Origin of the sequence: Alicyclobacillus hesperidum subsp. aegles, from assembly GCF_027923525.1 — a bacterium.
GTDB lineage: Bacteria > Bacillota > Bacilli > Alicyclobacillales > Alicyclobacillaceae > Alicyclobacillus > Alicyclobacillus aegles.
In genome coordinates, this window is sequence record NZ_BSBJ01000005.1 from 83,519 (window position 1) to 96,333 (window position 12,815).

13 protein-coding genes are annotated in these 12,815 nt (G+C 56.4%); all 13 read left to right on the forward strand.

What is annotated here, in order from left to right; translation table 11 throughout:
* Positions 1-19: 19 nt before the first annotated feature.
* The 13 genes from rbfA to dapG all read left to right on the forward strand — a co-directional run bounded on the left by rbfA (position 20) and on the right by dapG (position 12,809).
* Positions 20-388 carry a 30S ribosome-binding factor RbfA gene (rbfA, locus tag QMF38_RS03215; RefSeq protein WP_074692329.1) on the forward strand — a complete coding sequence of 123 codons (369 nt, stop codon included), beginning with the start codon at positions 20-22 and terminating at the stop codon, positions 386-388.
* A gap of 25 nt (positions 389-413) precedes the next feature.
* Positions 414-1,415 carry a DHH family phosphoesterase gene (locus tag QMF38_RS03220; RefSeq protein ID WP_281758660.1) on the forward strand — a complete coding sequence of 334 codons (1,002 nt, stop codon included), beginning with the start codon at positions 414-416 and terminating at the stop codon, positions 1,413-1,415.
* Positions 1,416-1,417: 2 nt separating this feature from the next.
* Entirely contained in the window at positions 1,418-2,332 is a 915-nt protein-coding gene (gene truB / locus QMF38_RS03225) for a tRNA pseudouridine(55) synthase TruB (RefSeq protein ID WP_281758661.1), read from the forward strand.
* A gap of 1 nt (position 2,333) precedes the next feature.
* Entirely contained in the window at positions 2,334-3,296 is a 963-nt protein-coding gene (locus tag QMF38_RS03230; RefSeq protein ID WP_281758662.1) for a bifunctional riboflavin kinase/FAD synthetase, read from the forward strand.
* A gap of 166 nt (positions 3,297-3,462) precedes the next feature.
* Positions 3,463-3,729, forward strand: a complete 267-nt coding sequence (gene rpsO / locus QMF38_RS03235) for a 30S ribosomal protein S15 (protein WP_006447003.1) — start codon at positions 3,463-3,465, stop codon at positions 3,727-3,729.
* Between the two features lie 113 nt (positions 3,730-3,842).
* Positions 3,843-5,957: a polyribonucleotide nucleotidyltransferase gene (locus QMF38_RS03240; protein WP_281758663.1), complete on the forward strand. Its 2,115-nt coding sequence runs from the start codon at positions 3,843-3,845 to the stop codon at positions 5,955-5,957.
* Positions 5,958-6,025: 68 nt separating this feature from the next.
* Complete coding sequence (locus tag QMF38_RS03245; RefSeq protein WP_281758664.1) at positions 6,026-7,015, forward strand: polysaccharide deacetylase family protein; 990 nt, start codon at positions 6,026-6,028, stop codon at positions 7,013-7,015.
* A gap of 53 nt (positions 7,016-7,068) precedes the next feature.
* Positions 7,069-8,334 carry a M16 family metallopeptidase gene (locus tag QMF38_RS03250; RefSeq protein WP_281758665.1) on the forward strand — a complete coding sequence of 422 codons (1,266 nt, stop codon included), beginning with the start codon at positions 7,069-7,071 and terminating at the stop codon, positions 8,332-8,334.
* On the forward strand, positions 8,331-8,792 hold the full coding sequence (gene dut / locus QMF38_RS03255; protein ID WP_309298686.1) for a dUTP diphosphatase: 462 nt from the start codon (positions 8,331-8,333) through the stop codon (positions 8,790-8,792). The genes QMF38_RS03250 and dut overlap by 4 nt, the downstream gene beginning before the upstream one ends.
* 140 nt (positions 8,793-8,932) lie before the next feature.
* Positions 8,933-9,844, forward strand: a complete 912-nt coding sequence (gene dpsA, locus QMF38_RS03260) for a dipicolinate synthase subunit DpsA (protein WP_006446998.1) — start codon at positions 8,933-8,935, stop codon at positions 9,842-9,844.
* Positions 9,835-10,440 (forward strand): dipicolinate synthase subunit B, encoded by a 606-nt coding sequence (locus QMF38_RS03265; RefSeq protein ID WP_058094938.1) that lies wholly within the window; start codon positions 9,835-9,837, stop codon positions 10,438-10,440. The genes dpsA and QMF38_RS03265 overlap by 10 nt, the downstream gene beginning before the upstream one ends.
* A gap of 82 nt (positions 10,441-10,522) precedes the next feature.
* Complete coding sequence (locus tag QMF38_RS03270; protein ID WP_281758666.1) at positions 10,523-11,560, forward strand: aspartate-semialdehyde dehydrogenase; 1,038 nt, start codon at positions 10,523-10,525, stop codon at positions 11,558-11,560.
* Between the two features lie 31 nt (positions 11,561-11,591).
* Positions 11,592-12,809: an aspartate kinase gene (dapG, locus tag QMF38_RS03275; protein ID WP_281758667.1), complete on the forward strand. Its 1,218-nt coding sequence runs from the start codon at positions 11,592-11,594 to the stop codon at positions 12,807-12,809.
* Positions 12,810-12,815: the final 6 nt, after the last annotated feature.

Below are 12,815 nucleotides of genomic sequence, written 5' to 3' on the forward strand. Positions count from 1 at the left end.
CGGTGGAGGTGTATCCCGCGTGTCTCGAATTCGGGTACAAAAAGTCGCGGAACAGATGAAAAAGGAATTGGCCGAAATCGTGCGAACGAGCGTCAAGGATCCACGTGTTGGGTTTGCGACGATTACGCACGTCGAGGTGTCTGGCGATTTGCAACACGCAAAGGTGCTTGTCAGCGTGCTTGGTTCTCAGGAAGAAAAGGATGGCACGCTCGCTGCCCTTACGAAGGCCGCCGGCTTTATTCGCGGCGAGATCGCGCGGAGGCTCCATATGCGTGTTGCACCGGAGCTTCTGTTCCGACTGGATGAGTCTGGGGAATATAGTGATCGGATTGAACGGGTACTGAAGACGATTCATGACGGCGAGGATGGCGGATCGGCGGGCGAGTAACGATTGAATGTGGGGAGGGCGAGGCATGGAGCAGTGGCAACCTGTACCTCGACAGAAGGTGGCCGTGTTGGAGGTCGCCAAGGCTATAGCCGCGGACGATGACTGGCTCATTGTCACGCACGAACGGCCAGATGGCGATGCGCTGGGAAGCGCCTTAGCCATGGCGCACATTCTACAGGCCCTGGGTAAGCGTTGGACGTTTGTCGTGGGAGAGGTTGTCCCTGCGCGTTTTCGTTTTCTGCCGATGTTTGATCAGATTCGTCAGCTTGCCGAACTACCTGTTCGACCATTTCATCGCGTGATCGCCGTCGACTGTGCGGACGAATTGCGCTTTGCTTCAGTTGCATCTGCGATCGCGCCGAACGCGTGTATTCTTAACATCGACCACCACCAGACCAATCCACATTACGGTGCGGTCGCGTGCGTCGACGCGGAGGCCGCTGCCACTTGCGAAGTGATTTTTCACATTGCGCACGCGCTTGGCGTACCGCTTGCGATCGATCTCGCCAAGTGTCTGTACACGGGGATTCTCACGGACACAGGTGGTTTTAGTTACCCGAACACAACGCGAGAAGTCCACGAAATTGCCGCTGAGTTGCTGGCCAGTGGAGTTCGGCCCTACGATATTGCGGAACCTGCGTTGGAGGCGCGAACGTTGGAGCAAATGCGGTTGTTGCAGACCGCTTTGCGCGACATGGTCATCGCGGATGATGGCCGCTACGCCTTTATCATGGTAAGTCAGCAGATGCTCGCCGAGGCGCGCGCCAATGAAGACGATGTCGAAGGGTTGGTCGGATTTGCGCGATCCGTCGAGACGGTCGAGGTTGGCGTGTTGTTGCGCGAGCGGCCCGACGGCATGATCAAAGCCAGCCTGCGTTCCAAGCGCCTTGTCGACGTTGCGCAAATTGCGCAGCAGTTTGGCGGCGGCGGCCACGCCCGGGCGGCTGGATGCAATCTACCCGGGCCGCTCGCCGAGGCGAAAGCGAATGTCGAGCGAGCCGTGCAGTTGGCGTTGAAGGAAGTGTGAGTATGAGCGATACAGCAAATGGCGTGTTGCTCGTCGACAAACCTGTCGGGCCGACTTCACACGACGTGGTCGGCAAGGTGCGGCGCAAGCTTGGCACACGCAAGGTCGGTCATGCCGGCACGCTCGATCCCGCTGCAAGTGGGTTGCTTATGATCTGTGTAGGCAATGCCACAAGACTCTTGGAGTATTTCACAAGCGTCGATAAGTCGTACACAGGGACGGTTGTATTTGGCATTGGTACGGACACGGACGATGCCGCAGGAAGTGTGACACGGCAAGCTTCCGCGGCCCATTTGACGTTTGCCGATGTCCGCAAGGCGGCAGAGGCGTTCCTTGGCGTGACCATGCAGACCGTACCGGCGTATTCTGCTGTGCACATCGACGGTGTGCGTGCTTACGAACTGGCACGGAAAGGTGAGACGGTGGCATTGCCGGAGCGCGAAATTCACGTTTCGCATTTCGAACTGGCCGACTTTCGCGCCGAAGGTGAATGCTGTTCAGCTTCCTTTTCCGTCACGTGTTCCAAAGGCACCTATGTGCGAGCACTATGCCGTGATCTCGGCGAGCGGTTGGGCGTTCCTGCGCACATGGCTACTTTGCGGCGCACGGCGGTTGGCTCGGCACGTCTTGCTGACGCGGTTGCACTCGAGGCGTGGCTCGCATGTGAAAATCCCGAGGCATTTTTGCGCGATCCGTTGCTTTATCTCGACGGGTACCCGATTTGGCACCCATCAGCGGGCGTTTTATCGCGATTGGCCAATGGGCAGACCGTGCGCTGTATGGACGAGCTGTCCGGGGCTGAGGCGGGTCAGATTGTGCTGATTGTGCATGCAGGTGCCATTGCAGCCGTAGGCGAGGTACAGTCTATAGAGCCGACGCTGATTCGCCCGAAGAAGGTGTTTTGGAAGAAGGGATAACATGCTGTTTCACGAGATCCACGGGATGCCCCCTGCCAGTGAGGTCCCACAGGTACTTGCCATCGGCAAATTTGATGGTGTACATATTGGGCATCAGGCTATCCTCGACGCTGCGCGCAGAGCGGCGGGGATGGGCGAAAGGCTTGCTGTGCTCAGTTTTGAGCCACATCCAACCTACGCGTTGACAGGAAATCCGGAGTATCTGCGAACACTCACGCCGCGTGCAGAAAAAGTGCGCTTGCTTGCGGAGTTGGGTGTGGGAGCTTATTATGTGGCGCAGTTTAATCGAGCATTTCAATCTTTGACGCCCGACGCATTTGTCCATACGTATTTACCGGCTCTTAGGGTTCGACATGTCGTGGTGGGTGACGATTTTCGCTTTGGGCAGGGTGGTAGTGGCACGACCGATGTGTTGCGCAAACTCGCCCAGTCCTTGGATATCGGCGTCACTGTTGTCCCCCCTGTCGTCGAGAGCGGGCACAAGGTCGGGAGTTCACAGATACGCGCGCATTTGGCTGCCGGTCGCGTCGAGGCCGCGGAGGCATTGCTTGGCCGGCCATACGCTTTGACCGGAACCGTGGTGCATGGGGACAAACGAGGACGGCTTATTGGCTTTCCTACCGCAAATCTTGGCGGAATAGACGAGTACGTGATGCCTGCATCAGGAGTGTACGCTGTATCTGTGGCGTTACTGGATGAGGGTGCGCCGTCGGAGTCGATTTGGTTCGGCGTCCTGAATGCGGGGGTGCGTCCCACGGTTGAGGGGACGACCTTTCGGCTTGAAGTTCATCTGTTAGGGTTTAGCGGCGATTTATACGGGAGACAATGTCGAGTATCGTTCCTGCGCCGAATCCGCGATGAACGGAAATTTGCTGGGTTGGACGAGTTGAAGGCACAAATTGCACGCGACTGCGATGTGACGCGCCAGTTGTTAGGGTTGTCTCAGACACATGTGGGCGAATAGCGGGCGAGAGATGAAGCACTTTGTCCAGACTCAACTGTAGTCGATAGTTTGATTTTGTGCTATGCTATGATTTGTGTGTCATACACGATGAACTGCATCGCGGATCAGGAGGATACCTCCGACCTGTTCTTCGTTGCAGGGATGAAAGGAATAGGAGGACAACATCATGTTGGACGCAGAAGCAAAAAAGCAGATTGTTGAAAAGTACAAGGTTCATGAAACGGATACCGGATCTCCGGAAGTCCAGATTGCGATTCTCACAGAACGCATCAACTATCTTACGGAGCACTTCCGCACACACAAGAAGGATCATCATTCGCGCCGTGGGCTTTACAAGATGATTGGTCGGCGTCGCAACCTGTTGAATTATCTTCGTAAAAAGGACATCAACCGGTATCGCGAACTGATTCAGTCGCTTGGACTGCGCAGGTAAGGGAGAGGCGGGCTTCGGCCCGCTTCTTTTGCATGGGAACTGAAGTTTTCCCACGAAAGGTGCTCATACATAACAGTTCGAATAACCTCGGCGGTATAGGAGGTAGGTGAACCATGGTGGTTCGTCATGAATTTGAAGTGGGTGGCCGCCGCTTTATCTTGGAAACCGGTAAGCTGGCCAAGCAGGCGACGGCTGCCGTGAATGTGCAATACGGCGAGACGGTGGTTCTGGCGACGGTGACGGCATCGAAAGAGCCCAAAGACCTCGACTTTTTCCCGCTCACAGTCAACTATGAAGAACGGCTTTATGCAGTTGGCAAAATTCCCGGCGGGTTTATCAAACGTGAGGGGCGTCCGAGTGAAAAAGCCATTTTGGCCTCGCGCTTGATCGACCGTCCCATTCGCCCATTATTTCCCGATGGTTTTCGCAACGATGTTCAAGTTGTCGATATTGTGATGTCGGTCGATCAGGATTGTGCACCGGAAATTGCGGCGATGATTGGTACGTCCGCCTCGTTGACCATTTCCGACATTCCGTTTAACGGTCCGATTGGCGGCGTGATCGTCGGATTAGTGGATGGCGAGTTCGTCATCAATCCGACTGTAGCGCAGGCGGAAAAGAGTGATTTACACCTGGTGCTCGCCGGTACAAAGGACGCCATTGTCATGGTGGAAGCCGGGGCGAACGAGGTGCCTGAGGATACGGTACTCGAGGCTGTGTTATTTGGTCACAAGGTCATTGGCCAGATTTGCGATGAAATCCTCGCGTTCGCTGAGAAGGTGGGAGTCGTCAAGCGCGAGGTGCAACTGCATCAGGTGGATCCGGAACTGGACCAGGCTGTGCGTCAATACGCGACCGAACGTGTCAACGTCGCGGTGCGCAATCCGGACAAGCTCGCGCGCGAAGAAGCGCTGTCGAACTTGAACGAGGAGGTACAAGCGCACTTTGCCGAAGCGTTTCCGGAGCGAGAGGCCGAGATCGCCGAGATTATGCACGATATTCTCAAAGAGGAAGTGCGGCGGGCGATTTTACAGGAAGGTATTCGGCCAGACGGGCGCAAGTTAGACGAAATTCGGCCGATTAGTTGCGAAGTCGGACTGTTGCCGCGTACGCACGGATCAGCCCTGTTCACGCGTGGGCAGACACAGGCGTTGTCGGTATGTACGCTCGGCGCTATGGGTGACGAGCAGATGCTCGACGGCCTTGAGGTGGAAAAGTCGAATCGCTATATGCACCATTACAACTTTCCGCCGTTCAGTGTCGGTGAGGCCAAACCGCTGCGTGCGCCAAGCCGTCGCGACATCGGTCACGGCGCACTCGGAGAACGGGCGCTTGATCCGGTCATTCCTTCTCCGGAAGAGTTTCCGTATGCGATCCGCGTGGTCTCGGAAATTCTGGAGTCGAATGGCTCGACCTCGCAAGCCAGCATCTGCGGCAGCACCATGGCCTTAATGGACGCCGGGGTCCCCATCAAGGCGCCCGTCGCCGGCATCGCCATGGGTCTTGTCAAAGAGGGCGACCAAGTGGCGATTTTAACCGATATTCAGGGCATTGAAGACCATTTGGGCGACATGGACTTTAAGGTGGCGGGAACGGCCAAGGGTGTGACAGCTCTGCAGATGGACATCAAGATCAGTGGCATTGACCGCCATATTCTTGAGCGCGCGCTCCAACAAGCTCATGATGGACGTATGTTCATCCTTGGCAAGATGATGCAGGCAATCGCGCAGCCGCGTTCCGATCTTTCCAAGTTTGCACCGCGCGTCATTACGGTTCGTATCAATCCGGATAAGATACGTGACGTCATTGGCCCAGGCGGACGCGTGATCAACAAGATTATCGAGGAGACCGGCGTCAAAATTGACATCGAGCAGGACGGGCGCGTATTCATCCACAGCATGGATGGCGGGCAGGCTGACAAGGCGCGCGATATGATTCAGAACATCGTGCGTGAGGTCGAAGTCGGCGCGACGTATGTCGGCAAAGTGACGCGCGTTGAAAAATACGGTGCATTCGTCGAGATACTTCCTGGCAAAGAGGGACTTGTTCATATCTCGCAACTCGACATCAATCGTGTGGCGAAAGTCGAAGACGTTTGCCAGGTGGGCGATCCGATCACGGTGAAGGTCACCGAGATCGACAATCAGGGACGTATCAATCTTTCGCGCAAAGAGGTCTTGAAAGCTCAACAAGGTGGCCTGGTGGCAAGTCCGTCAGAGCGAACTTGATTCGCTTTGTGAGTCTTTCCGCGCAATTTGAGGCACCCTATCCCTGTTATGACAGTGGAGGGGTGTGTATGAAGCGAATTTTGATTTGGGCGGCGAGTGCCTGTGCCGTGCTGTGTGGAACCGCAGGGCTCGTCCATGCAACCCATCGGCATGACGGTGGCCAAGCGGGCCAGACACATGCACAGCGGCAAACGTTGCCGACCAAATCGTTGACCGAACAACTGCAAGATGATCATCGTGACATGGGCGTGCCGCCGGTCGATGCCCGCACTGACCGGGTTTGGCACGCCATTCCTGGTTTGTGCGGATGGCGACTGGATGTGGCAGAAAGCGAGCGCGCGACGCGCACGGCGACAGATGGTAAACGCCATCTCGTGTGGCGGCTCGTTCCTCCGCGCGTACGGCTCTCCATGTTGCCGGCGGATCCCATCTATCGTGGTCCGGACACGGAAAAGTCAGTCGCACTCATGGTCAACGTATCTTGGGGCGAGGAATATATACCAGCGATGTTATCTGCGTTTAAACGCGCAAACGTCAAGGCGACATTTTTTATTGACGGAAAGTGGGCATTGGCACATCCCGACTTGTTGCGCAAGATAGCGGCAGACGGCCATGCTATTGGCTCACATGGCAGCGGCCATCCTGATTTTCGCAAACTGTCCACAGCCGCGCTAGCGCGTCAGGTCGACGGAACGAACGATGTGATCGCACGAATTATTGGTAGACGACCAAGGTTGATCGCGCCGCCGGCGGGATCGTACGACGACCGGCTGGTCAATATGGCTCACGAACGAGGTATGTACACGATTCTCTGGACTGCAGACACGGTCGATTGGCGGCGCCCACCGGCTCAGATGATCGTCGATCGCGTGAAACGCGGAATGGCTCCGGGCGCTCTTGTCCTCATGCATCCTACGCAGAGCACGGTGGAAGCGCTCCCTCAGATTTTACACATGCTGTCCGTCGCTGGTTTTCACACAAAGACGGTCGAAGATGTCGTCGACGAGCGCCCGGCGATGATGCCGCCTTCCATCTTGAGCCCTGTCCCAACGGTTTGATATAGTGGGGCTACTGTGCATGTAGGTTCGGGTAGGATGAGGAGGCTTTTTCTTTGACATATCGAGTACAACTCGACAACGGTTTGCGCATTGTCGGTGAAGAAATTGATTCCATTCGCTCGGTCAGTTTAGGCATTTGGGTGCGAACCGGCTCGCGGTATGAGGCGTCATCCGAGAATGGGATCAGCCATTTTCTTGAGCATATGTTCTTTAAAGGTACCCGTCGTTACAGCGCGAAGGACCTGGCGCATCTGTTTGACGATCTCGGTGGCCAGATCAATGCGTTTACCGCGAAAGAATATACTTGCTTTTACGCGCGTGTTCTCGATGAGCACTTCGCGATTGCCCTCGACACCTTGGCAGATATGTTGCTGGGATCGACGTTTGCACCAGTTGAAATTGAAAAAGAAAAGCGCGTTGTTATTGAAGAGATTCACATGTACGAGGACACCCCAGACGAACTGGTCATGGATCTGATTGCTGACGGCGTCTATGGGAATCACCCTCTTGGCTACACCATCCTTGGCCGCGAGGAGAATTTACAGCGGTTTACGCGTGAAGATTTACTGAGTTACGTGGGCCGCCATTATCAGCCAGCCAACATGGTCATCGCGGTTGCCGGGCACGTCGATCAAGCGGTGGTCGTGCGTGAAGTCGAACGCTTGTTTGGCGACATGGAAAGGGCTGGAGAAGAGCCGTGCAAGTTGTCGGTACCGCCGTTCCACCGCGGTGTCACAGTACGCGAAAAGGACATCGAACAGGTTCACATCTGCTTGGCCTCGCCGGGCTATCCCGCGGGACGAGATGAGCTGTATCCGCTCCTTTTGCTCAACAATATGCTGGGTGGTACGCAGTCTTCCAGGCTGTTTCAAGAAATCCGGGAAGAGCGTGGCATGGCGTATTCTGTCTACTCGTTTCACACGGGGTATCAGGACGCCGGGATGTTTGGGGTTTATGTTGGCACCTCGCCAGAGACGGCGGAACAGGTCTTGGAACTCGTGCAGTCAGTGTGTGACGGCATGTGGCAGTCGAAGCTGACAAACGAGGAACTTGAGAAGGCGAAGCGGCAGGTCAAAGGTGCACTGATGCTCGGGTTGGAAAGTTCGGGCAGCCGCATGAGTCGAATCGCAAAAAACGAATTGCTCTTGGGTCGCGATGTGCCTATCGAGGAGACGATTGCCGGTATCGAAGCCGTGACCCCGGAAGCCGTTCAAGCGGTTGCCAAGCAGGTACTGAGTTCAGGTTTTGCTGTCGCTGCGGTCGGACCGCTGGCAGGCATCGATCTCGAGGGATCTGTGAAGGTGTGTGCGTCGTCGTGACCCATTGGTTGGATGTGAATATTCAAGTCGTATCGCCTCTCTTTCGCGATGAGTACATGCCACAGTATGCGTCTGCGGGGGCGGCCGGCATGGATCTGCGGGCGTGCTTGGATGAACCCGTCGAATTTCGACCCGGTACACATTTGCGCGTTCCCACGGGTATCGCCATTGGTCTGCCCCGGCAGGACGTCGTAGCGCTCGTCTACGCGCGCAGCGGTTGGGCGGCCAAACATGGCATTGCCCTAACCAACGGCGTTGGCGTGATCGACAGTGATTATACAGGCGAGATTCAGGTGTTATTGAGTCACCACGGCGACAGCACGGTCGTGATCGAGCCCGGAGATCGCATTGCCCAGTTGGTCGTGGCGCCGATTTACGTTGTCCATTGGCGACGGGTCGAATCGTTGGCGGCGACAGAGCGCGGGGAAGGTGGCTTTGGCTCAACTGGAACGCGTTAGATAAATTATACAACAGCGGCTTCATGGGGCGCCGCCTGCTGGGAATGACCCGGCGGGCGGCGTTTTTCGTAAGCCGCCGTTTCACCCTCTTGGGCGATGGCACATAAGCTATGGCACGTGTATGGAGGGGTGAAGGCCAGATGCTCACAGGAAAGCATCTCGTGTTTGTCGGCGGCGACGCTCGGCAACTTGAGGTGATTGCACAAGTGACTGACAACGATGCGAGCGCCACGCTCATCGGATTCCCAGATTTGCAACGGACGTTCGCGGACACGACAGTGAGCGAGTTGTCGGAGAACATATTTGCCAATGCCGACGCACTCGTCCTGCCGGTGGCCGGGATGGAGAACGACGGGCGGGTCGATACGAAATTTGCCCCAGAACCCGTCATGTTGACCGAGGCGCACTTTCAGGCGATGCGCCCCGGCACGTATGTATTTACGGGCATTGCACGGCGCGTCCTTGGCGAGTGGTGTGAACGCTATTCTTTGCAACTGGTCAAGTTGATGGAGCTCGACGAGGTCGCGATTCTCAATTCCATACCGACGGCGGAAGGTGCCATTGCCATTGCCATGCAGGAGACGGATATCACACTGCATGGCGCAAAGACAGTCGTGCTCGGATTTGGCCGCTGTGGTCAGACACTGGCACACAAGCTGCATGCAATGGGCGCGATCGTCCACGTTTGTGCACAGCACCAACACGAGCTCGCGCGCATTCACGAGCGCTCGCTGATTCCTGTCCCCATTAAGCATATCGATCACGCCGTGCACGACGCGGACATCGTGTTTAATACCATTCCCGCGATGGTACTCCCTGCCGCAGTGCTGAAATATATGCGGCGCGACGCGGTGATTATCGATATCGCTTCCAAGCCAGGCGGCACTGATTTTCGCTATGCGGAGCGCCGCGGTATCAAGGCGTTGTTGGCACCGAGTCTGCCCGGGCTAGTCGCGCCAAAGACTGCGGGTCGCATCATTGCGGCGTCGATCTCGCGAATTCTCGCCGACAGTGACGACTTGGATTACGAGGAGGAAGAACTGTGGACTTAAAGGGCAAGACCATTGGATTTGGCGTTACAGGCAGCCATTGTACCTATGAAGAGATTTTCCCGGAAGTTAAGCGTCTCGTCGACTTGGGCGCAAACGTCATCCCGGTATTTTCGCACAATGTGCTCGAAACAAGCACGCGCTTCGGTGAAGCAGGCGAATGGGCAAAGAAAATTGAGGAGGCGGCGGGCAATGAGGCGATTGTCAGCATCCCACAGGCCGAGCCGCTTGGCCCCGCAAAGACCCTGGACGCGATGCTCATTGCCCCGTGCACGGCGAGCACGCTAAGCCGCATGGCGCAGGCGAATACCGACTCGCCGGTGTTGATGGCAGCCAAGGCAACCCTGCGCAACGGCAGACCCGTCGTGATCGCGATTTCAACGAATGACGGACTGGGTTTAAGCATGTACAATATAGCTCGGTTGATGAATGCGAAAAACATCTATTTTGTTCCGTTTGGTCAGGATGCACCGCATGTTAAAATGAATTCACTTGTGTCGTTAATGACGTTGATTCCGGATGCCATCGCGGCCGCACTCGACGGCCGGCAATTGCAACCCGTACTGATTGAGCGGTGGCGCGAAGCTCGTCCGTCGTAATGGAGAGCGCCCCTTTTCGCTCATTCAAGTGGCCTTGAGTTGAACCGCTCCGGAAAGCTATCACCAGAAAAGGGGCTGTGTCATGAAGAAGAAGGAACGATATCGCTTTGCGGTCCTCGGGGCAACCGGCGCTGTGGGACGTCGCATGTTGTCGACATTGGAGCGGCGCAACGTCCCTGTTGAGGATATCAAGTTGCTCGCTTCGCCGCGTTCGGCTGGCCAGCGCTTGGCTTTTCGCGGACAGGAAATCGAAGTCGAAGCGGTGGCGCCTGATTCGTTTGCAGATGTCGATATTGCGCTATTTAGCGCGGGAGCAGCGGCCAGTGAGCAATATGCGCCCGAAGCCGTCAAGCGTGGAGCCATCGTGATCGATAACAGTTCAGCCTACCGCATGCATGATGAGGTTCCACTGGTTGTGCCAGAGGTCAATGCGCACGCGTTGGATACGCACAAAGGTATCATCGCCAATCCAAACTGCTCGACCATTCAGTTAATGGTTGCGCTTCATAGCTTGCGGGAATTTGGGTTGGAACACGTTGTGATTTCCACGTATCAGGCCGTTAGCGGGATGGGGCAAACCGCCGTCGACGCCCTGCTCGAAGAGGTGGACGCGTTTCGTGCGGGAGATGCGCGCAAGCAAACTGTTTTTCCTGTGGTGAAGCAGGATACGCATTATCCGATGGCGTTTAATGTGCTTCCGCAATGTGATATCTTTCTCGACAACGGATATACCAAAGAGGAAATGAAATTGGTCAACGAGTCGCGCAAGATTCTCGAGTTGCCGGATCTGCGCGTAAGTCCGACGGCAGTGCGCGTTCCCGTGTTATACGGCCATGCCGAGTCTGTTGCGGTTCGCTTTACGCAGCCGGTGACGCCCGAGGCGGCCCGGGAGAGAATGCGTAAAGCAGAAAATCTGATTGTGGTTGATGATCCGGCTACGTATGCGTATCCGCATCCGCGCATGGCTGAGGATACGGGCGAGACCTATGTCGGTCGCATCCGTCAGGACTTAGGTGATCCACATACACTACTGTTCTTTGTCGTCGCTGATAATTTGCTCAAAGGTGCGGCCTGGAACGCCGTGCAGATTGCGGAAGCGTTGATTGCTCGGGCAAACTGAGTTTGGACCCGAATGGGGGAGTCGAAACGCTGTGAAGATTGTGGTACAGAAGTTCGGCGGTACGTCGGTCGCGACGCCTGAGTCGCGGCGCGCCGCATATCGCCACATTGAGCAGGCGAAGGCGGACGGATATGCCGTCGTCGTGGTCGTCTCCGCAATGGGACGGCGTGGGGATCCTTACGCGACCGATTCGTTGCTGAGCCTGTTGGAAAGTTCAGAAGCGAGCGCCGCCCCTGTCAATTTGCGCGAGCGCGACATGTTGATGGCGTGTGGTGAGATCATCTCATCGGTCGTTTTTGCCCAGGAACTTCGCGCACGCGGCCACAAGGTGCGCGCAATGACCGGTGCGCAAGCGGGAATTCTCACTTCTTCCGATTTTGGCAACGCACGCATTCTCGATGTGCGCACCGATGCCTTGCACAAGGCGTTGGCGGACGGCGAAATCGCGATTGTGGCAGGATTTCAGGGCGCGGATGAAGATGGCGACGTGACGACGCTTGGACGGGGCGGCAGCGATACGACGGCAACCGCTCTCGGCGTCGCTCTGCACGCGGAAGTGGTGGACATTTTCACCGACGTGTCCGGCATCATGACGGCTGATCCGCGGATTGTCGATGATGCGCGCCAATTGGCACAAGTGACGTATACCGAAATCTGCAACATGGCCTATCAAGGCGCGAAGGTGATTCATCCGCGCGCTGTGGAATTGGCAATGCAGGGGAATGTGCCAATTCGCGTGCGCAGTACCATGTCGGACGACCCGGGCACCTTGGTGACGCAGGCGGCTCGCCGTTTGGAACATTCCAGCGTGTTCGATCAGTCGGTGACAGGGATTGCGCACACGCCAAACGTTGCACAGATCGTCGTTCGGGGCGAGGGAATTGGGAGTTCGTCCATCTTTCAATTGATGGCCGAGCATCAGATTTCGCTCGACTTTATCTCAGTGACGCCGACCGAGGTGGCGTTCACCGTTCCGGATGGGCTGGCGGATACGGCTGTCCACCACTTATCGCAACTAGGTTATCGATCCCAGGTGCGTCGCGGTTGCGCAAAGGTGTCTGCTGTAGGTGCAGGCATGATGGGAGTACCTGGCGTGATGGCGCGGATTGTCGACGCCTTGGCAAGCTCGGGCATTGACATTTTGCAGTCGGCAGACTCACATACGACCATTTGGGTGCTTGTGGACGGTTCGCAAATGGCTGATGCGGTGCGTGCCTTGCATCGGGCTTTTCAACTGGCGGAGGTATAACCGAAC

Coding starts and splice junctions, on each gene's coding strand:
- QMF38_RS03220 (WP_281758660.1), top strand. CDS start 414: ATGGAGCAGTGGCAACCTGTACCTCGACAGAAGGTGGCCGTGTTGGAG.
- truB (WP_281758661.1), top strand. CDS start 1,418: ATGAGCGATACAGCAAATGGCGTGTTGCTCGTCGACAAACCTGTCGGG.
- QMF38_RS03230 (WP_281758662.1), top strand. CDS start 2,334: ATGCTGTTTCACGAGATCCACGGGATGCCCCCTGCCAGTGAGGTCCCA.
- rpsO (WP_006447003.1), top strand. CDS start 3,463: ATGTTGGACGCAGAAGCAAAAAAGCAGATTGTTGAAAAGTACAAGGTT.
- QMF38_RS03240 (WP_281758663.1), top strand. CDS start 3,843: ATGGTGGTTCGTCATGAATTTGAAGTGGGTGGCCGCCGCTTTATCTTG.
- QMF38_RS03245 (WP_281758664.1), top strand. CDS start 6,026: ATGAAGCGAATTTTGATTTGGGCGGCGAGTGCCTGTGCCGTGCTGTGT.
- dpsA (WP_006446998.1), top strand. CDS start 8,933: ATGCTCACAGGAAAGCATCTCGTGTTTGTCGGCGGCGACGCTCGGCAA.
- QMF38_RS03270 (WP_281758666.1), top strand. CDS start 10,523: ATGAAGAAGAAGGAACGATATCGCTTTGCGGTCCTCGGGGCAACCGGC.